The sequence below is a fragment of the Sphingomonas sp. CCH5-D11 genome (assembly GCF_001557395.1).
Classification (GTDB): domain Bacteria; phylum Pseudomonadota; class Alphaproteobacteria; order Sphingomonadales; family Sphingomonadaceae; genus Sphingomonas.
The window spans coordinates 1-18,634 of record NZ_LSKH01000308.1 but is presented as its reverse complement, the minus strand read 5'-3'; the positions used below and the strand labels follow the sequence as shown (position 1 = coordinate 18,634).

The following is an 18,634-nucleotide window of genomic DNA, read 5'->3' as shown; positions in this document are numbered from 1 at the left end:
GTTGCCGCTGGGACGATCAAGCAGGCGTCAAGGCTGCAGCAGAGATCTCAATTTCCGGCCCGCCGTGGCGCAAGGCCGATCGTGGCCGTGCCGCGCCCCCATACCGGCAGGTAGACGCCTTGCCCCGCCGCCTTCAGCTGGCCCGTCCGCACGTCCGTGATGCGGGCGCGCACGATCAGGTCGCCGATACGCTTCTCGTCGATCGCACGGGTGATCTTGCCGAACAGCTTGTCGAAATCCTTTTCGAAATTCTGGGTCAGCGCGGCTGACACAGTGCCAGATATGCCGGGAGTGTTGGCAAGCTTCAGCAGCAGGCTTGTCCGGACCGAGTCGGTCACACTGGCGACGGTGAGATCGTCGAACGCGACACGGCGATCGTTGACGGCGTTGCGCGGCGTGGCGGTAAGCCAGATCGTGCCCCGCGAAGGCTCCCCGCCTTCGGCTGCCGCGCTGAAGCGAAGCCCGACTGCGATCTTGCCGCCCGTCGTGCCGTAGATGGTCACTTGGTGGAACTGCGCGCGCACGGCCCCGACACCGGGCACTTCGAAGGGGCGGCGCGACCGCTTCACCAATGCCTTGGCGAGGACCGGCTCCAGCTGACGATAGTCGGCGATGACGGGTATGGCGAACAGGATGCGGCCGGGTCCGGGCTGCGTGCGCGTCATGTCGGGGAGCGGCCGGCGCTGCGGATCAGGTGGCCGGTCGCCGACGAACGTCTCCGTAACTGCCGTCAGCCCTAGAGCCAGGTTCACCCGGTTGCGCGAGATGGTGTAGCCTCCGTAGCTCAACTGCCGGGGCGTGATCCGCATCCACACCGGCGGGTTCGCCCGGTTCAGTTGGACGGAGGTGAACGCCGACCCCCAGACCTGCGCGACCTGCTCGCGCAGCTGCAATCTGCCGAGTTCCTGCGGCAGCGAACGCTCCAGGCGCGCGACGACGCCGGCGAGCTTGGCGTCAGCCTTGCTGGTGAACTCGATGCGCTGGCCAAGGAAGTCGACGTGGGGCTCGTCGGTCCAGTCGTAGGCGATCGACACCGTGCCGCGCGGCGACCAGTCGCGGGCGATGTCGAGCCTGATCACAGCCCGGACGCGGGCGTCCGCCTCGGCCGTTTCCCGGCTGAGTACGCCTCCCACGTCGCGCGCGCTGATCGCGGCGTGAAGCGGCATGGTGACAATGATCGTTTTTCCCGAGCCCTCCAGCACCAGCGGCCCTCGGACGACGGTGCCGGTGATGCGGCACTGGATGGCGGGCGTCTTTATCTTCGCGAAGAGGATCTTGACCTTCTTCGGCGGAAGGCAGGTCTGCCCCGGCTTGTCGATCGACCAGAGGCGACGTGGAATCGCCTGTTCGAGGCTTCGGGCCAGCTTGTCCAGGTCCGCGACGATCGGCACATCGACGGTGGACGTCTGCGGTGGCACGTTGATCGTGTCCGTCGCTCGCGGCGGCGCCTGGCGAGGCGTTCGGTCGCAGCCAGCGAGGCAGGCGACGCAGAGCAGGACGGATGCGATCGAGGCACTCGAGACTTCGCTCCTGCGCAAGAAGGACCCGGCAGTCCGGCCTGGCGCTTCAGCTTTTGACGCTGCCGGCGCGGGAACGGTCCCCCTGGCCGTCGTGTTCTTCATCGCCGCGCACCTCCAGCCGTCCGAGCGGCCATCCATCCAGTGGGTTCACCAAACGAGTTTAGAGAAAGGGAACCGTTCCGTTTCCTTATCGTTCAGCTCGTTGATTTCGGTCAACGCCTCACAACACCAATGGAGGATCTCAATGAAGACTGCGATAGTGGCTGCGTTGCTCACCCTGGCGCCGATACCAGTGTTGGCGCAGGCCGTTTCGCCCGCCACTTCGGGAACGATGACCAGCGCCGACGTCGGCGTTTCGCCGATCGCGAGCCAGAGCGGACCCAATTACGTGCTCGCGGCGGCCGACGCCAACCTTTACCAGATCAAGGCCGCGCAGCTCGCCGCGACACGCGCGCAGCGGGATGACGTCAAGGCCTATGCCAAGCGCGTGCTGGCGGAAACGCAGAGCAGCCACCAGGCGCTACTTGCGGCGCTGAAGAACGATCAGCGCACGATAAAGGCGCCGCCCTCGAGCCTGTCCGCCGACCGAGCCGCCCTGCTCAAGCTGCTCCAGAAGGCGCCCAAAAGCGCGTTCGACAATCTGTATCTGACCCAGTCCGCGCAGGTCCAGCAGGCCGCATGGGCCGTGCACAAGGGTTACGCGCAGGATGGAACCGATCCGGCGCTGCAGCAGGTCGCCGGCACTGCGGTCCCGGTGCTGGAGAACGAGCTCACCACTGGCAAGTCCCTTACCCCCTCCGGGCTTGCAGGATAGGTGAAACCGGCCGGGCCAGGTCGATGAAGCCCCCCTTCGACCTGGTCCGGCATCTGTTTGCGGCGATCACTGTCTGGAGTGCAGCCGGCGGAATTGCTCCCGTGCTTCGGCGCGCATGAGCTGCTGCATAACAATCCAGTAGCCCGTGACGGCTGTTTCTCCTGCCGCTTGGTAAGCGTTCGCCATGTTGCTCCTGAGATGCTCGAAAAGCGCGTTTTCTAGCGCTCGTCCCTTATCGGTCAAAGAAAGCAGCTTCTGACGACGATCGCGCTCCCCGACCCGTCCGGAGACGAGCCCGCGATCCATGAGGTCCCTCATGACCCTGCCAAGCGATTGCTTGGTGACGCTTAGAACGTCCAGGAGTTCGCTGACGGAAATTTCGGGATGCCTCCCCAAGAAATAAAGAACGCGGTGGTGTGCCCGCCCGAGGTTCTGCTTAGCCAGCTCGGTATCGACATGAGCCAGATGGGATCGGTGAGCAAAGAACATCAGGTCCATCCCTCCCCTGATCGCGTCATCACGCAGATACTGGGCAGGTGGCGGCAGAAGCGGCGCCGTCACGCGGTCAGGCCCCTCCCTGGCATGGCTGCAAGACCGTCACTGCTGGCTCCATCCCAGTCCTATCGCCTTCTGCAAGGCGATGAATGCACGATCAAGTTCACCCGTCGCTTCCAGGACCGACTGATCAGCAGCCAGCGCCGCGCGTTCGGCCTCGATGGATGTGGTCAGCGGGATCGCCCCCTGCTCGTATCGCTGCTTGGCGTAGGTCGCCGACTGCCTGGAACCATCCCGGCTCGCGATGCTCGAAAACAGGTTACGTCGCTGATTGCCGAAGCGGGTCAGGCTGGTTTCCGCATCGGACAGCGCGCCGAGAACAGCCTTCCGATATTGTGCTTCAGCCTCGTCACGGTCGGCCCGCGCCTGTTCGACCCGGGCACGATTGCGGCCGAAGTCAAGGAAGCTCCAGCTGATCCGCGGCAGCAGCAGACCCGCTACGCTGTCAGGATCGACCGCATCGGCAATATTGGGACCACCCAGGCCGATGATGCCCATGATACTGACCGAAGGGAACTGCCGGGCAATGTTGACGCCAATCTTTGCGTTCGATGCCGCCAGCTGCCGCTCGGCCGCGCGAATGTCTGGGCGGCGCCGAAGCATGGCGGCGGGATCGCCGATCGCGACAGTCCCGGGGATCATCGGAATCGGAGCGGGCGCGGAGAGCGCCGCGTCGTGCGCACCGGGCTCGTCGCCGGTGAGCAGGGCAAGCTGGTCCAGCGTGGTCGCGATCTGTCCCTCAAGCGGCAACAGTCCCGCCTCCGTGCGAGTCAGCTCGGTCTTCAGACGCACCACCTCGTCGCGCGATGAGGCGCCGCGCTGCTCGCGCTGTTGCAGCAGGGCGAGTGATCGCTGCTGAAGCTGCGCGGAGCGGCGCGCCAGGATCAGGCGCTGCTGGAGTTCGCGCAAGGTCACATAGTTCTGGGCCACCTCCGCCGAGAGACGAACTTGCGCATCAGCTCTATTGGCTTCGGCCGCCTGAGCCTGGGCCTCGGCACCTTCGGCCGCGCGGCGCCGTCCGCCGAAGAGATCGATCTCCCACGACGCATCAAGGCCGGCATTGTAGAATTCGGCCCTGATACGATCGGATTGCTCGCCCTGCGTCGGCAGCGCGAGCGAGCCTGCGGGAAGATCGGCGACGATCGCAGTGCCCGACGCCGAGACGGTGGGCAGCTGGTTCGCGCGCTGTTCGCGCAAGCTGGCGCGCGCCTTGCGGATGCGCGCCTCCGCGATCGCCACGTCGGGATTTGAGGCAAGCGCGCGGTTGATCAGCGTCGTGAGCTGCAGATCGCCCATGCCTTCCCACCAGCGCGCAACAGGGGCTTGCGGTGACGTGACTACCTGATCTGCGCGGCGAAATGTCGTTCCGGGACGCTCGCCGCTCGCGACGCCCGGCGGGCCTCCATAATTGGGTCCGACGACGCAGCCGGTCAGGAGGGCGGGCAGAATGGCCCAGCTAAGTCGCTTCATCAGTGCATCGCCATCTGCGTGTCGGAGGAGATCGGGCGGAGGAACAGCGCCAGCGGGGTAGTGATCGCAATCGCGACGCCGAGCGCGAAAAACAGATCGTTATAGGCCATGACGGTAGCTTGCTCGAGGAGCTGCCCGGCAAGCTGCCTATAGGCGCCCGCTTCGCCGGACGGCATGGACATGGCCTTCGCGAACCACTCCTGCGTGGTCGCCGCGTTGGCCGACACCGTCTCCCCTAGCCGATTGAAATGCAGGAAAGTCTGCCGGTCCTGGAGGGTCGCCATCAGGGCGAGGCCGATCGATCCGCCAAGGTTCCGTCCCGCGTTGAACAGCGCGGACGCGTCGCCGGCATCCTCGGGCGCCACGGCGCTGATCGCGGCCTGGTTAAGGAACATCATGGCGAAGATCTGCCCGAAGCCGCGGACGAGCTGGGAATCCCTCAGATCGCCCCCCGCCGATTGTGCGGTGAGGTGCCAATCCATGGCGCAACTGACGCCGATCAGCGTCATCCCGACGAAGACAGCCAGCCGGACATCGAGATATTTGAACGCGAGCGGCAGGAACGGCATCAGCATCAGGGCAGGGATGCCGGAGACGAAGACCACCTTGCCCGATTGCAGGGCGCTGTAATCCGCCATCGACGAGAGGAATTGCGGGATCAGGAAGGTCACGCCGTAGAGCACGACGCCGATGACAAGGCTGAGGACGAAGACGCTGCCGAACGACCGGCTGAAGATCAGCGACAGCTTGAGAACCGGATGCGCGGAGCGGACCTGTCCGATCGTGATGAGCGCAAAGCCGAACACCGTTGCGATCGCGAGCTTCACGATCATCGCGGACTCGAACCACATCTCGCGCTGTCCCTCCTCCAGCATGACGGTGAGCGCTCCCAAGCCGATCGCGAGCCCCGCGATCCCGAACCAGTCGGCATGGCGCAGCTGGTCGAGCCGCAGCTTCTCGTGCTTGAGCCCGAACAGCAGGAGCAGGACGAGCCCGGCACAGACCGGCACGTTGAGGAAGAAGGCATAATGCCAGCTGTAATTGTCGGTGAGCCAACCACCGATGATCGGCCCGAGCACCGGGCCGAGGATCGCGGTGCCGCCGAACGCGGCGGTGCCGATCGGCTGCTGTGACGGGGGCAGCCGCGTCGCGATGATGGTCATGGCAGTCGGAATCAGCGCACCACCGGTAAAGCCCTGGCCCACACGGCCAGCGATCATCATCGGCAGCGTCGTCGAGATGCCGCACACGACGGAAAAGCCGGTGAAGCTGATCGCCGCGCCCAGCAGGAAGTTGCGCAGACCGAACAGGCGCACCAGGAAGGGGCTTAGCGGGATCATGACGATCTCCGCCACGAGATAGGAGGTCGCGACCCAGGTGCCCTCGGTGCCGCTCGCGCCGATTTCGCCCTGGATTGTGGGCAGGGCCGCATTGACGATCGAGATGTCGAGAAGCGCCATGAACGACCCGATCGTGCCTGCAGCGACGGCAAGCCAGTCGCGCAGGCCGGCGCGTTCCGCCGCCATCAGCGCGCGCCCTGCGTCTCGCCGCGCTTCAGCCGCTCGGTTTCCTGCTTGATTCGTTCCCGGCTTCCCTTGGCGCCGATCGTGTCGACCGTCACCTCCACCGACAGTCCGGGACGCAGCACCCGCCGCGCCTCCGGACCCGCCTCGATGCTGATCCGCACGGGCACGCGCTGGACAATCTTGGTGAAGTTCCCGGTCGCGTTCTCGGGCGGGATGAGTGAAAACTGCGCGCCCGTCCCCGGAGAAAAACTGGCGACCCGGCCTCGCAGTTCGGCACCGTCCAGTGCATCCACCTTGATGGTCACGGGCTGCCCGACGCGCATCAGCGCGACCTGAGTTTCCTTGAAGTTCGCCTCGATGTAGAGTTGATCGACTGGCACCACCGACATCAGCCGGGTCGCCGGCTGGACATATTGCCCAGCCCGGACGGCCTTGTCGGCGACAACGCCGTCGATGCTGCTGCGGATCTCGACGGCCCCGAGGTCCGTCGAGGCGCGCGCAAGCTGCGCCTGCGCGGTGCCACGCTGCGCCTCCGCCTGACCGATGCGAGCCGCTTGGGTTGCAACACTGCGACGGGCGGCGAGGTAGGCCGCTCGCTGCGCGCGCAGCTCCGCGGCAGCCCGGTCACGCTGAAGCACCAGGCTTGCCAGCCGCTCACGCGATTCCGCCCCTGTCCGGGTGAGCGGTTCGTAGCGTCTTACCTCGTTCTCTGCCGCTGCGGCGGCAGCCTCGGCGCTCGCGACCTGGGCGGCCGCCTGGGCGACCGTGGCCTGTTGCTCATCAAGTGTCCGGCGCGCAGTGGTGATGTTGGCGCCGGCTGCGGCGATCTGGGCTTGCGCCTCTTCGACATTGGCGCGGTAGTCGCGAGGATCGAGCACGGCGAGCAGCTGACCGCGACGGACAGGCTGGTTGTCGGCGACGAGAACACGCTCGACATAGCCGCCCACCTTCGGCGAGACGGTCACGAAGTCCGCGCGCACATAGGCGTTGTTGGTCGACTGCAGGAACTGGCCGCTCGCGCGGTAATTCATGTACCAAACGATAGCCGCGATGATGCCGGCGACAAGCGCGGCGATGAGGACGTAGCGAATGATGGGGTAGCGCTCGAGAAGCGACGGCTTCTTTTCGCCATTCATCTCCTCGGAACCGTCCTCCGACCTGGATTCTGGGTGAAAATTCGCGTCCGGGTCGTCATGTCTCACTTTGTTTTCGTGGTTCTCAGCCCGATCGTCAGCCACCCTGCCGTCCCGTCAAATGTAAACCGAACCGTAGCATAGTCGGAGCTCGAGAGTAACGCTACAGACATTCCGGGCGTCGCACATATGACGCCCGAATGAGTCGCGTCGGGAAGCTAATCCGACGCTGGCCAAACCACGTTCGAATTGTGTCTCGCCGCCACCCAAGATGTGACGGTCGGTATGTGCAGATCCTGATCTCGATCTGGCCGGGCGCCAGCCGACGCGAAACGTCGGCCTTCGGCAACTTCCAGGTGTCAGGCCAAAGTCCCAAGAAAAGGCCGCTCTGTTTTGCCAGAGCGGCATGGGGAGGTTCTGCAATAGTCGGAACCTGGGATGTCAGGCCCTGAGCTCAGTCAAACTCTGTGTGACTTCACCATAGCCAGCATCGAGCGGAATGGTCAGAACGCGCTCTCCGTCCCGTGTCTCGATCTGCGGGAGCACGGTGACCAGCGGACGTGCCTCCGCTCGGGCGAGGCAATCCGCTGCGCTCTCGGCCTCGGCCAGCAGCTTCACGTTCATCAAGGTGGGGAAGATCACGGTTCGGGCGCCGCTTCGGGCGAGGTCCAGGACCGACTCTGGCGCGATCCACTCGGCATCGACCGTTTCATGTCCGTCGCAGATCGCGACCTGGTCGGCCGGAGCGGGGGCAGCGTAGAACCAGGTGTCGAACCGCTTCGGCATCATTTCTGGAGTGATCCAGCGGGCGAAAACGGTCAGGGCGGTCAGCGAGAGCTTCACCCCCAATCCGGCGACGACATCGAGGAAGGCGAGTTCCCCGGTATCGACCTTCCGGCGGGCCTCGGCGTCGCATACACTGGAGAAGCCGCGGCCGTCGGGATAGTTGGCCAGCAGGATCCCCGCTTCCTCGAACGCCTCGCGGATGGCGCCGATGCGCAGCGCGCGCTGGGTCGCGTCGATTTCGTCCCACCCGGTTACGTGATCGCGCCAGCGCGGATCGTCGTCACCGGGGTGCATCTTGCCTCCCGGGAACACCAGCGCTCCCGAGGCGAAATCGATCTGGTGGTGTCGTCGCACCATGAGCACCTGATATTCGGGCACATCCCGCAGCAGCAGGATGGTGCCGGCCGGTCGCGGCTCGGCCGGAGTGCGCCTGGCGTCCGCCGACGCGGTCTCGATGCTCATGATCTCTCCTATTCTCTGCACGGTCATGTCGCGATGCCGCCGTCCCGCATGAGATACGAACCGCGACCGCTGGCGAGCAGCACGTCGTCGGGCGAGCGCACCTCGCTGTCCGCGACCGACAGCGTCCGTCCTATCTTCACGACGCGCGCGTGGATGTGAAGCGGGCCGCCGCTTGCCGGACGGTGATAATCGACGTGGAGCGACGCGGTGGCGCTGACCGCACGCGTCCTCGTCAGCAGGACATACATGCCGGCGAGATCGATCAGGCTGGCGAGCACGCCGCCATGCACGGACGGGATCCGCGGATTCGATACGATCTCGTCGCGCCACGGCATGCTGAGGTGAAGGACACCGTCTGTCACGTCCTCGACGCGAAGCCCGAGCCAGGCGTGGAACGGCGCGATCGAGAGCGCGCCTTGCAATGCGGCGCCCGCCAGCCCGTTCGCGATACCCGAGGATGCCTCGTCAACCATCTCAACGTCCCTTGAAAACGGGTGTACGCTTTTCCATGAAGGCGCGCGGACCTTCGCGCGCGTCTTCAGTTCGGAACACCGGCGCGGCGAAGCCCGACTCGAGGTTCATGCCTTCGCTCTCCGGCCGCCCGATACAGGCGCGCGCCGACGCGCGGATCGCCTGCACCGCGATCGGGCCGTTGGCGGCGATCCGTCGCGCGAAGTCGAGCGCCGCAGGCAGCACCTCCTCCGGCGCAACGACGCGGTTGAGGAAGCCATAGTCGAGCGCGGTTCCGGCATCGATCAGATCGCCGGTGAGCAGCAATTCCATCGCGCGCGCAAAGGGAAGCTGGCGCGGCAGTCGCACCGTCGATCCCCCGCCCGGGAAGATCGCCCATTTGACCTCCTGCACGCCGAAGCGCGCGGCGCTCGATGCGATCCTGAGATCTGTACCCTGGACCAGTTCCATGCCGCCTGCGATCGCATGCCCGTTGATGGCGGCGATCACCGGCTTGACGACGTCAAATGTGCGCAGCAGCGCGGTGCCGAGAATATCGCGGTCAGCGAGCACGCGGCGATCCCACTCGTCCTCCGGCGGTCGCCCGCCGCTGACGAGCGGGATAAGGCGGCCGAGGTCGGCACCCGAGCAGAAGGCGTCGCCGGTGCCGGTCACGACCGCGACGCGGATCTCGGCGGCGTCGCGCACCCTGCTCCAGCAGTCGGCCAGTTCCACCAGCATCTGCGGATCAAGCGCGTTGCGCGCCGCGGGTCGGTTGAGATGGATGATGGCGATATATCCATCGGTTTCCATCCAGGCTGCGTTGTCGGTCATCAATTCCCCTCCCGCGCTTTAACATTATACCCTTTTAATAGCCTTGCAAGCCGGCGACGGCAGCAATTTGCCGCTGGACAAAGATAAAGCAGTGGAGCAACATAAAACCATGATAAGGATTCATTGATGCCGGACGTGGATGAGCAGGGCGAGGCGCTCTCGTTCGCAAGGGGCAAGCGCGCGCTTCGCGTGGCGCAGGCGATCGTGCACGACATCGAGGCCGACGCACGCCAGGTCGGCGACCGGCTGCCTCCGGAGCACGACATGCTCGCGCGGTACGAAGTCGCCCGCGCCACATTGCGTGAGGCGCTGCGTTTTCTGGAACTGCAGGGCGTGCTCCACCTGCAGCCCGGTCGAGGCGGCGGGCCGGTGGTCGCGCGGCCGCAGATTGGCGATTTCACGAGTTCGCTTGCGCTCGTACTGCACTTCGTCGGCACCGACCTGCGCGCGCTGATCGAGCTGCGCGAGGCGCTGGCCCCGCGGGCGGCCTCTCACGCTGCCCGGCGCGCAACGGCGGCGGATCTGATGGCGCTGGCAAGCTGCTTCGCCGATCTCGAGCAGCAGGTGGAATCGATGCTGTTCGAGGAAACCAACCGGCGCTTCCACGACCTTCTGGCATGGGCGAGCGGCAATCCGCTGTTCGGGTTGCTCACGTCCGCGCTGCATCTGCTGACCCGCGACCTTTCGCGCCAGCTCGGCTATTCCGAGCACGAGCGCGAGAACCAGGTTCGTCGCCTCGCGCGCGTCGTCCATGCGGTGCGGCTGCGCGACGCGGTCACGGCGCGGCGCGAGATGGAACGGCTCGTCGAGGGATCGGCGGAGTATCTCGGGCGGCGCAGCCCCGACCTGATGGATCAGAAGGTGCGCTGGACCCAGGCGTTCGAGGCGTAGCCGCCGGAGTAGATCAGCAACGAGAACGATGTGGGAGAGACGGACAATGGCCCTGAACAGCCGAATCTGCGGGATGCTCGGCATCGACTATCCGATCGTCCTGGCCGGCATGGGCGGGGCAAGCGTCCCGCGACTGGCGGCGGCGGTGTCCAACGCGGGCGGGCTGGGCGTGCTCGGCGCGGCAGCGTGCTCACCCGAGCAGCTCCGCGCGTGGATCCGCGAAACGCGCGCGCTGACCGACAAGCCGTTCGGCGTCGACACGCTCCTGCCCGCCTCGGTGCGGCGCGGCTCGGCGCCGCAAACCGGGGCCGCGCCGGCGGACCCGCGCGCGGTGCTCGCCGACTATCAGGCGTTCACGCGCGACTTCATGGAGCGCGAGGGGCTGGAGATCGTCGCGCGTGATTCCGGCCGCGCCGTCACGGAGGGTGCGGCAAACGGCGGCGCGGCGCTGTTCTCCAAGGAGTTCTTCGAGGCCCAGATGGAGGTCGTCGTCGAGGAGAAGGTGCCCGTCTACGCGGCGGGGCTCGGCAATCCGGGGCCGTGGATGGATCGACTCCACGCCAACGGCACGGTCGTCATGGCGGTCGTCGGCAAGGTGAAGCACGCGCTGCAGGTGGTGGAGTCGGGCATCGACGTGATCGTGGCGCAGGGGCACGACGGCGGCGGGCATAATTCGCCGATCGGCACCATCTCGCTCATCCCGCAGGTCGTCGATGCCGTGGGGGACCGGGTGCCGGTGCTCGGCGCTGGCGGCATCTCCGACGGGCGCGGTGTGGCCGCGGCCTTCATGCTGGGCGCCGAGGGCGCCTGGGTCGGCACCGCGTTCCTTGCGACGGAGGAGGCAGGGATCGAGGACTTCCAGAAGGAAGCGATCGTCGACAGCGGCGATGCCGATACCGTGGTAAGCCGCTCGATCACGGGCAAGCCTGCCCGCATGATCCGCAGCAAGTGGGCCGACGCCTGGGTGGCGGCGGGCAAGGAGCCGCTGCCGATGCCATACCAGTCGATGATCGCCGGTCCGGTGATGGCGTCGGGCATCCGTGCGAAGCGCAAGGACATCATCCCGGGCTTCGCCGGGCAGGGCATGGGGCTGATCCACGCCGTGCGCCCCGCCGCCGAGGTGATGCGCGACCTCGTCGCCGATGCCGAGCGCGCGCTCGGCCGCGCGGCGGGCCTCCGCTGAGGGTCGCGGCTGGTACAGGAGGGACAGATATGACCTTCTCGGACAAGGCGGCGATCACCGGCGTCGGGGAAACCGATTACGTCAAGGGCACCGAGCGCACCGCGGTGGACATGATGCTGGAGGCGTCGCGGCGCGCGATCGCGGACGCGGGGCTGCGCCCGTCCGACATCGACGGCATGGTGCCGCCGCCCATCTACACCACGTCGGAGGAACTGGCGGCGAACCTCGGCAACGACGTGCTGCGCTACGCCGCGACCGTCCACATGGGCGGCGCGAGTCCGACGACCGCGCTCCAGCATGCGGCGATCGCGATCGCGGCGGGGCTGTGCGACCACGTGCTCGTCACGCTCGGCTGGAACGGCTTCTCCGCGCTGCGGCCCAAGCCGGGCGCTCCGCCCACGCGGCCGATGAACATGAACACGCTGACCAACACGATCCGCGGGTATTACATGCCCTATGGCGTGTTCCTGCCGGTGCAGATGTATGCCTGGCTGGCGACCCGGCATTCGCAGCTCCACGGCGTCGGTCCGGAAGCCATGGGGGCGGTGGCGATGGCGTGCCGACGGCATGCGCAACTCAATCCGAAGGCGTTCACCTACGGCCGGCCGCTCGACTGGGAAACCTACCACGACGCCCGGATGGTGTCGGAGCCGTTCCGGCTCTACGACTGCTGCCTCGAGACCGACGGCGCGTGCGCGGTCGTCGTCTCGCGCACCGACCGCGCGCGCGACATGCCGCATGTGCCCGTCACAATCGCAGGCGCCGCCGAGGGGCATCCCTATCCCGCGGACGATATCCCCTCGCGCCCGGATCCGTTCAAGATCGGGCTGAGCTACGCCGCGCCCAAGGCCTTCGAAATGGCCGGTGTGCGCCGCGAGGAGATGGATTTCCTCCAGGTCTACGACTGCTTCACCTACGTCGTGCTGCTCCAGCTGGAGGCGATGGGCTATTGCGAGCCGGGCGGCGCGCTCGACTTCGTGCGTGACGGGCAGATCGAGCTCGGCGGGCGCTTTCCGCTCAACACCCATGGCGGGCTGCTGAGCGAGGCGCACGTGTGGGGGCTCAACCACGTCGTCGAGGCCGTGCGCCAGCTGCGGCACGACTGCGGCGAGCGCCAGGTGCCGGGAGCACAGACGGGGCTCGTCACCGGCTGGGGCGACCTGGGCGACGGCAGCATCGCCATCCTGCGGAGGTTCGCATGAACGACGACGACATTGCGCCCAAGCTGCGGGCACCCGCCGTCTCGCCGCCCAAGCCGTTGCCGCACCCGCAGGATCCGGTAGAGCAGGAGTTCTGGCAGCGCTGCCAGGGCGGCACGCTCCATTTCCAACGGTGCGGCGAGTGCCGGACGTGGCGCCACCTGCCCCGCTACATGTGCGCGCGCTGCGGCTCGCCGTCGTTCGCCTGGGAGCCGAGCAGCGGGCGCGGGCGGCTGTTTTCCTGGACGGTGACGCACCAGGCGCTTCACCCCGCCTTCGCGGCCGACGTGCCGTATGTAGCGGCGGTGGTCGAGCTGGACGAGGGCGTCCGCATGGCGACCCGGCTGACCGGCGCCGACCCTGCCACGCTCGCGCTCGACATGCCGGTGGCGCTGGCCTTCGAAACGATCGGCGACGGGTTTCGGCTGCCCGTCTTCACACCAGCTGCAGGAGCGTGAACCGATGGACCTGAGTTACGGCCCGGAATACGAGGCGTTCCGCGATGAGCTGCGCGCGTTCATCGCCGAGAACCGCCACCGTGCCCCGGCCGCGCCCGGCGCGGCGCAGCGCGCCGGGGCGGACGCGGTCGCGTGGCAGCAGCTGCTGCTCGAACACGGCTACACCGCGCGCACCATTCCGCGCGAATATGGCGGCTTCGGCGCCGAACCCGACATCCTCACCTCGCGCATCATCGCCGAGGAGTTCGCCGCGGCGGGCGTGCCGGGCGGGCTGTCGAACCAGGGCATCTCGATGCTCGTTCCGACGCTGCTCGAGCTCGGCACGGAGGAGCAGAAGCGCCGCTGGATCGCGCCGACGCTGCGCGGCGAGATCGTCTGGTGCCAGGGGTATTCGGAACCGGGCGCGGGCTCTGATCTGGCGGCGCTGCGCACCAGCGCGCGCGAGGAGAACGGCGAGTTCGTCATCAACGGGCAGAAGATCTGGACCAGCACCGCGCATCAGGCGGACATGATCTTCTGCCTCGTGCGGACGGAAGCGGACGCGCCCAAGCATGCGGGGATCAGCTACCTCATCTTCTCCATGAAAACACCCGGGATCGAGGTGCGCCCGCTGCGCACGATGACGGGCCACGCCGAGTTCAACGAAACCTTCTTCACCGACGTGCGCGTGCCCGTGGACCAGATCGTCGGCCAGCGCGGGCAGGGCTGGATGGTGGCCAACGCCACGCTCGGTTACGAGCGTGGCATGCTGGGCGACCCGGCGGCGCTGGAGAATCGCCTCGCCGCGCTCGTGCAGCTGATGCACGATGAACGGATCGACGGCGTGCGCGCGATCGACAACGCGGCATTGTGCGACCGGCTGGTGGCGCTGCAGGCCGAAGTCGCGGCGATGAAGTTCAACGGCCTGCGGCTGCTGTCCAATTCGCTGAAGGGCGAACCCGGCGGCCTCGCCAAGCTGATCGTCAAGCTCCAGTCGTGCGAACTGGCGCACCAGATCTCGGCGCTGGCGATCGACGCCATGGGGGAGCTCGGCCTGCTGTACGGCGGCAGCCGGCGCGAGCGGGCGGGCGGAAGCTGGCAGTGGAACTACATGTTCCAGCTCGGCCTCATCATCGGCGGCGGCACCGCGCAGATCCAGAAGAACATCATCGCCGAGCGGGGGCTCGGCATGCCGCGCGAGCCGAAGCTGGAGCACGCGCGCGCACCCAAGGCGGGGGCGGCATAGATGGATTTCGGTCTTTCCCCCGAGCAGCGGATGCTGCGCGACGCGGTCGATCGGCTGCTGCGCGAACATTGCCCGCTCGATCACGTCCGCGAGGTCGCGGAGGGCGGCCATGCCGTCAGTGCGGCGGTGGTGGCGGCGCTGTCCGAGCTTGGCCTTTCCGGCATCATGGTGCCCGAGGAGCACGGCGGCCTCGGCCTGGGCCTGCTCGATGCCTTAGTAGTGGCGGAGGCGCTCGGCGCAGCGGTGGCGCCGGTGCCGTTCGTGGCGCGCTGCGTCCTCGCCCCGCTTGCGCTGCGGCTTGCCGGCACGCCGGCGCAGCAGGCGCGCTGGCTGCCGCGCATTGCCGACGGCAGCGCGCGCTTCGGCGTCGGGCTGACCGAGGTCGTCAACCGTCGCGACGGCGGCGGCGTCACGGCCGCGGACGGCACGCTCAGCGGCTCCGCGCTGTTCGTGCTCGACAGCGCCGACGCCGATGCCTTTGTCATCGCCGACCAGGGCGGCCAATTGCATCTGGTCGCCGGCGAGGCGGACGGGCTCGAACGCCTTCCGCTGTCCACGATCGACCTCACGCGGTCGGTGGGAGAGTTGCGGCTCGACGGCGTCGCGGCCGAGCCGCTCGGCGAGGACGACGGCGGGACCGCCAACCGGCTTGTCGCCGCGGGCCGCGTGCTGCTCGCGGCGGACAGCGTGGGCGCGGGCGACGTGATGATCGCGCGGGCGGTCGATTATGCCGGGGAGCGCGAGCAGTTCGGGCGCGTCATCGGCAGCTTCCAGGCGGTCAAGCACATGTGCGCCGAGATGGCGGCGCGGCTGGAGCCGTGCCGATCGCTCGTCTGGTACGCGGCGCATGCGTTCGACGCGGTCCCGGATGAGGCTTTGCTGATGGCATGTCATGCCAAGTCTCACACCGGGGAGGTGGGCCGATTCGTCGCGCGTACCGCCACGGAGGTCCACGGCGGGATGGGGTTCACCGACCTGCTCGGCCTCCATTACTGGTTCAAGCGCATCGGCTTCGACCGGCAGTTGCTCGGCGGGCCGGAGATCGTGCGCGCGGAGGCGGCCGCGCTGCAGGGCTGGGGCAAACGCGCCGCCTGAGACGAGGAGCAGCAGGCATGACGCAGTGGAACCTGGGCGACATCCTCGACGCGATCGAGCCCGTAATGCCCCACGACGCCCCCGCGCTGATCCACGGCGACCGGGTCATCACCTGGCCCGAGATGGCGCGCCGTTCAAACAACATCGCGCGGGCGCTGCGTGCGCGGGGCGCGGGACCGGGCGCCAAGGTCGCCTTCTATATGCGCAACCGGCCCGAATACGGCGAGCTGATGGCGGCGTGCTTCAAGGGACGCCTGACCCACGTCAACATCAACTACCGCTATCGGCCCGACGAGGTGTTCTACATCTTCGACGACAGCGACAGCGAGGTCGTGGTCTACAGCGCCGAGTTCCGCGCCTGCATCGAGGAGCTGCACGGCCGGCTCGGCAAGGTGCATACCTTCGTGGAGATCGGTCCTGAGGCGGAGCGCGCCTCGTTCGCGCTGCCCTACGAGGCGCTCGCGCGGGAGGGCGACGGCGCGCCGCTCGGCATCGCGCGCTCGCCCGACGACGAGTTGTTCATCTACACCGGCGGCACGACGGGGATGCCGAAGGGCGTGATGTGGCGGCACACCGACATGCGCGAGGCGCAACTCGACGCGCAGCGGCTGATGGGGCCGACGCCCGCCGACCTTGCAGAAACCGCGGCGCTGACCGCGCGCGACGGACCGGGCCGGCGTACGATGCCCGCCTGCCCGATGATGCACGGCACCGGCTTCATCACGTCCATCGGCACGCTGATGAGCGGCGGCTGCATCGTGACGCTCGGCGGTGAATCGTTCGATGCCGACGAGCTGTGGCGGTCGGTCGATCGCGACCGCGTCGAATCGATCGCGATCGTCGGCGACGCCTTCGCCAAGCCGATGCTGGCCGCGCTGGATGCCGCGCCCGGGCGCTACGACACGTCCAGCCTCGTCACGATCGTTTCATCCGGGGTGATGTGGAGCCGCGAGGTGAAGGCTGGGTTGATCCGGCACATCCCGCAAGTCGTGCTGATGGACAGCTTCGGCGCGTCGGAAGGGCTGGGGTTCGGCCTGTCGGTCACCAGCGCGGCGGGCGAGACGGCGACCGCACGCTTCACCATCGGCGGGCTGTGCGACGTGTTCGACGAGCATGACCGGCCGGTCGTGCCGGGCAGCGGCACGCCCGGTTTCATCGCGCGTAAGGGCGCGATCCCGATCGGCTACTACAAGGATCCGGAGAAAAGCGCGAAGACGTTCCGCACCATCAACGGCGTCCGTTACTCGATGCCTGGCGACTGGTGCACCGTCGCCGCGGACGGGACGCTGACGCTGCTCGGGCGCGGCAGCGTGTGCATCAACACGGCGGGTGAGAAGGTCTATCCGGAAGAGGTGGAGGAGGTGCTGAAGACGCATCCAGCGGTCGCGGACGCGCTTGTGGTCGGCGTGCCCGACGAGAAATGGGGCCAGGCGGTGACGGCGGTGGTCCATGCCGCACCGGGGGCGACAGTAGACGAGGCGGCGGTGCGCGCTCACGTGCGCGCCGCGCTCGCCGGCTACAAGACGCCCAAAGCGATCGTCGTCACGGACCGACCGCTGCGCGCGCCGAACGGCAAGGCGGATTACAAGGCGGCGACCGACATCGCCGTCGCGGCAGTCGCTGCGCGATGACGGGCGTGCCCGACATCGACGCGCTGGTGATCGGCGCGGGCTTCAGCGGGATCTACCTGCTCGGGAAGTTGCGCGAGAACGGCTTCAACGTTCGGCTGGTGGATGCGGCGGCGGAGCCGGGCGGCATCTGGTACTGGAACTGCTACCCTGGCGCGCGAGTCGATTCGCATGTTCCGATCTACGAGTTCTCGGACGAGCGGGTGTGGCGCGACTGGACCTGGTCGGAACGCTTCCCAGGCTGGCGCGAGTTGCGTCGCTATTTCCGACATGCCTGCGACGTTCTCGACCTCTGGCCTGCAATGACGCTCGGCGTCAGGATGCGCTCCGCCGTGTTCGACGAACATGCCGGCTTCTGGCGAGTGGAACTCGCCGATGGAGAGCGGCTGACCACCCGCTATCTGCTACCGTGTACCGGCTTTGCGGCCAAGGCGTACATCCCGTCACTTTCGGGACTCGACAGCTTTGCCGGCCCGGCCCACCACACCGCCCACTGGCCGCAGGAGGGCATCGACTTTGGCGGCAAGCGCGTCGCGATCATCGGGACCGGCGCGAGCGGTGTGCAGGTCGCTCAGGAGGCGGCACGCGAGGCTGCGCAGCTGACGATCTACCAGCGCACACCTATACTGGCTCTGCCGATGCGCCAGCGCCCATTGACCGCGGCTGAGCAGGAGCAGGCCAAGCCCGGTTACCCCGAGATCTTCCGTCAACGCCGACTGAGCAGCGGCGGGTTCGAGATCCTGCGGCTCGACCAGTCCGCGCTCGAGGTGTCAAGCGAGGAGCGCACCGCGGCGTTCGAGCGGCTGTGGGCGGCGGGCGGCTTCCACTATTGGGTCGGCAACTACGCCGACATCCTGGTGGACGAGCGCGCCAACCGGCTGGCCTACGATTTCTGGCGAGACAAGGTGCGCGAGCGGATCACCGACCCAGCGTTGCAGGAGAAGCTCGCACCCAGCGACCCGCCGCATCCGTTCGGGGTCAAGCGGCCGTCGCTCGAGCAGACTTATTACGACATCTTCAACCAGCCGAACGTCGAACTCGTCGACCTGCGGGAAGAGCCGATCGAACGGATCCTGCCCGACGGCATAGCCACGAGCGTCGGTGAGCGCCGACACGACGTCCTGGTGCTCGCGACCGGTTTCGACGCAGTGACGGGAGGGCTGATGCAGATGGACATTCGCGGGCGCGGCGGGGCGACGCTGGCGCACGCGTGGGGCGAAGGCGCACGCACGCATCTCGGCTACGCGGTTTCGGGCTTCCCTAACATGGTGTTCCTCTACGGCCCGCAGAGCCCGTCCGGCTTCTCCAATGGTCCGACTGCCGCGGAGGTGCAGGGTGACTGGGTCGTCCGGTTCCTCGAGCATCTGCGCACGGGCGGGTGGTCCCGCTTCGAGGCCGAGCCGGA

At 67.5% G+C, this 18,634-nt stretch carries 17 protein-coding genes; 9 read left to right on the top strand and 8 right to left on the bottom strand.

The features are described 5' to 3' along the window. Nucleotides 1-47 precede the first annotated feature (47 nt). Nucleotides 48-1,418, bottom strand: coding sequence for a DUF4403 family protein (locus tag AX702_RS19015; protein ID WP_231023657.1), 1,371 nt, complete (start codon nt 1,416-1,418; stop codon nt 48-50). Between the two features lie 346 nt (nt 1,419-1,764). Between AX702_RS19015 and AX702_RS19010 the strand changes: the two genes are divergently transcribed. Further along, nucleotides 1,765-2,334, top strand: a complete 570-nt coding sequence (locus AX702_RS19010) for a DUF4142 domain-containing protein (RefSeq protein WP_046408753.1) — start codon at nt 1,765-1,767, stop codon at nt 2,332-2,334. Between the two features lie 66 nt (nt 2,335-2,400). Here AX702_RS19010 and AX702_RS19005 read toward each other — a convergent pair whose 3' ends face one another. The 7 genes from AX702_RS19005 to AX702_RS18975 form a co-directional block, all read right to left on the bottom strand. Continuing rightward, nucleotides 2,401-2,895, bottom strand: a complete 495-nt coding sequence (locus AX702_RS19005) for a MarR family transcriptional regulator (RefSeq protein ID WP_046408752.1) — start codon at nt 2,893-2,895, stop codon at nt 2,401-2,403. A 36-nt stretch (nt 2,896-2,931) separates the two neighbouring features. Beyond that, entirely contained in the window at nt 2,932-4,359 is a 1,428-nt protein-coding gene (locus AX702_RS19000) for an efflux transporter outer membrane subunit (RefSeq protein ID WP_046408751.1), read from the bottom strand. Next, nucleotides 4,359-5,885 carry a DHA2 family efflux MFS transporter permease subunit gene (locus AX702_RS18995; RefSeq protein ID WP_046408750.1) on the bottom strand — a complete coding sequence of 509 codons (1,527 nt, stop codon included), beginning with the start codon at nt 5,883-5,885 and terminating at the stop codon, nt 4,359-4,361. The genes AX702_RS19000 and AX702_RS18995 overlap by 1 nt, the downstream gene beginning before the upstream one ends. Then, complete coding sequence (locus tag AX702_RS18990) at nt 5,885-7,021, bottom strand: HlyD family secretion protein (protein ID WP_046408749.1); 1,137 nt, start codon at nt 7,019-7,021, stop codon at nt 5,885-5,887. Before AX702_RS18990 ends, AX702_RS18995 begins: the two co-directional genes overlap by 1 nt. A 438-nt stretch (nt 7,022-7,459) precedes the next feature. Further along, nucleotides 7,460-8,266 carry an NUDIX hydrolase gene (locus AX702_RS18985; RefSeq protein WP_046408748.1) on the bottom strand — a complete coding sequence of 269 codons (807 nt, stop codon included), beginning with the start codon at nt 8,264-8,266 and terminating at the stop codon, nt 7,460-7,462. 23 nt (nt 8,267-8,289) lie between these two features. Further along, the gene (locus AX702_RS18980; protein ID WP_046408747.1) at nt 8,290-8,739 is read right to left on the bottom strand and encodes a PaaI family thioesterase; all 450 of its coding nucleotides are present in this window, start codon (nt 8,737-8,739) and stop codon (nt 8,290-8,292) included. 1 nt (nt 8,740) lies between these two features. Continuing rightward, nucleotides 8,741-9,550 carry an enoyl-CoA hydratase-related protein gene (locus AX702_RS18975; RefSeq protein WP_046408802.1) on the bottom strand — a complete coding sequence of 270 codons (810 nt, stop codon included), beginning with the start codon at nt 9,548-9,550 and terminating at the stop codon, nt 8,741-8,743. Between the two features lie 189 nt (nt 9,551-9,739). On the opposite strand from AX702_RS18975, the gene AX702_RS18970 reads away from it, so the two are divergent. The 8 genes from AX702_RS18970 to AX702_RS18935 all read left to right on the top strand — a co-directional run. Beyond that, nucleotides 9,740-10,441 (top strand): FadR/GntR family transcriptional regulator, encoded by a 702-nt coding sequence (locus AX702_RS18970; protein ID WP_231731945.1) that lies wholly within the window; start codon nt 9,740-9,742, stop codon nt 10,439-10,441. Between the two features lie 46 nt (nt 10,442-10,487). Next, on the top strand, nt 10,488-11,624 hold the full coding sequence (locus tag AX702_RS18965) for an NAD(P)H-dependent flavin oxidoreductase (RefSeq protein WP_046408745.1): 1,137 nt from the start codon (nt 10,488-10,490) through the stop codon (nt 11,622-11,624). Nucleotides 11,625-11,653: 29 nt separating this feature from the next. After that, complete coding sequence (locus tag AX702_RS18960) at nt 11,654-12,826, top strand: thiolase C-terminal domain-containing protein (protein WP_046408744.1); 1,173 nt, start codon at nt 11,654-11,656, stop codon at nt 12,824-12,826. Then, a complete protein-coding gene (locus AX702_RS18955; RefSeq protein WP_046408743.1) occupies nt 12,823-13,281 on the top strand; it encodes a Zn-ribbon domain-containing OB-fold protein in 459 nt (152 codons plus the stop codon). The genes AX702_RS18960 and AX702_RS18955 overlap by 4 nt, the downstream gene beginning before the upstream one ends. 4 nt (nt 13,282-13,285) lie before the next feature. After that, nucleotides 13,286-14,506 (top strand): acyl-CoA dehydrogenase family protein, encoded by a 1,221-nt coding sequence (locus tag AX702_RS18950; protein WP_066781967.1) that lies wholly within the window; start codon nt 13,286-13,288, stop codon nt 14,504-14,506. Continuing rightward, nucleotides 14,507-15,601, top strand: a complete 1,095-nt coding sequence (locus AX702_RS18945; RefSeq protein WP_066781966.1) for an acyl-CoA dehydrogenase family protein — start codon at nt 14,507-14,509, stop codon at nt 15,599-15,601. A gap of 17 nt (nt 15,602-15,618) precedes the next feature. Further along, nucleotides 15,619-17,232, top strand: coding sequence for an acyl-CoA synthetase (locus AX702_RS18940; RefSeq protein ID WP_046408739.1), 1,614 nt, complete (start codon nt 15,619-15,621; stop codon nt 17,230-17,232). A gap of 5 nt (nt 17,233-17,237) precedes the next feature. Continuing rightward, on the top strand, nt 17,238-18,634 hold a 1,397-nt coding region (locus AX702_RS18935), incomplete at its 3' end, for a flavin-containing monooxygenase (RefSeq protein ID WP_231731944.1).

Bases quoted from the DNA above. Each gene is read 5' to 3' on its own strand.
- AX702_RS18940 (WP_046408739.1), top strand. From the start codon at position 15,619: ATGACGCAGTGGAACCTGGGCGACATCCTCGACGCGATCGAGCCCGTA.
- AX702_RS18990 (WP_046408749.1), bottom strand. From the start codon at position 7,021: ATGAATGGCGAAAAGAAGCCGTCGCTTCTCGAGCGCTACCCCATCATT.
- AX702_RS18995 (WP_046408750.1), bottom strand. From the start codon at position 5,885: ATGGCGGCGGAACGCGCCGGCCTGCGCGACTGGCTTGCCGTCGCTGCA.
- AX702_RS19010 (WP_046408753.1), top strand. From the start codon at position 1,765: ATGAAGACTGCGATAGTGGCTGCGTTGCTCACCCTGGCGCCGATACCA.
- AX702_RS18985 (WP_046408748.1), bottom strand. From the start codon at position 8,266: ATGAGCATCGAGACCGCGTCGGCGGACGCCAGGCGCACTCCGGCCGAG.
- AX702_RS18980 (WP_046408747.1), bottom strand. From the start codon at position 8,739: ATGGTTGACGAGGCATCCTCGGGTATCGCGAACGGGCTGGCGGGCGCC.
- AX702_RS19000 (WP_046408751.1), bottom strand. From the start codon at position 4,359: ATGAAGCGACTTAGCTGGGCCATTCTGCCCGCCCTCCTGACCGGCTGC.
- AX702_RS18945 (WP_066781966.1), top strand. From the start codon at position 14,507: ATGGATTTCGGTCTTTCCCCCGAGCAGCGGATGCTGCGCGACGCGGTC.
- AX702_RS18960 (WP_046408744.1), top strand. From the start codon at position 11,654: ATGACCTTCTCGGACAAGGCGGCGATCACCGGCGTCGGGGAAACCGAT.
- AX702_RS18950 (WP_066781967.1), top strand. From the start codon at position 13,286: ATGGACCTGAGTTACGGCCCGGAATACGAGGCGTTCCGCGATGAGCTG.
- AX702_RS18975 (WP_046408802.1), bottom strand. From the start codon at position 9,550: ATGACCGACAACGCAGCCTGGATGGAAACCGATGGATATATCGCCATC.
- AX702_RS18955 (WP_046408743.1), top strand. From the start codon at position 12,823: ATGAACGACGACGACATTGCGCCCAAGCTGCGGGCACCCGCCGTCTCG.
- AX702_RS18965 (WP_046408745.1), top strand. From the start codon at position 10,488: ATGGCCCTGAACAGCCGAATCTGCGGGATGCTCGGCATCGACTATCCG.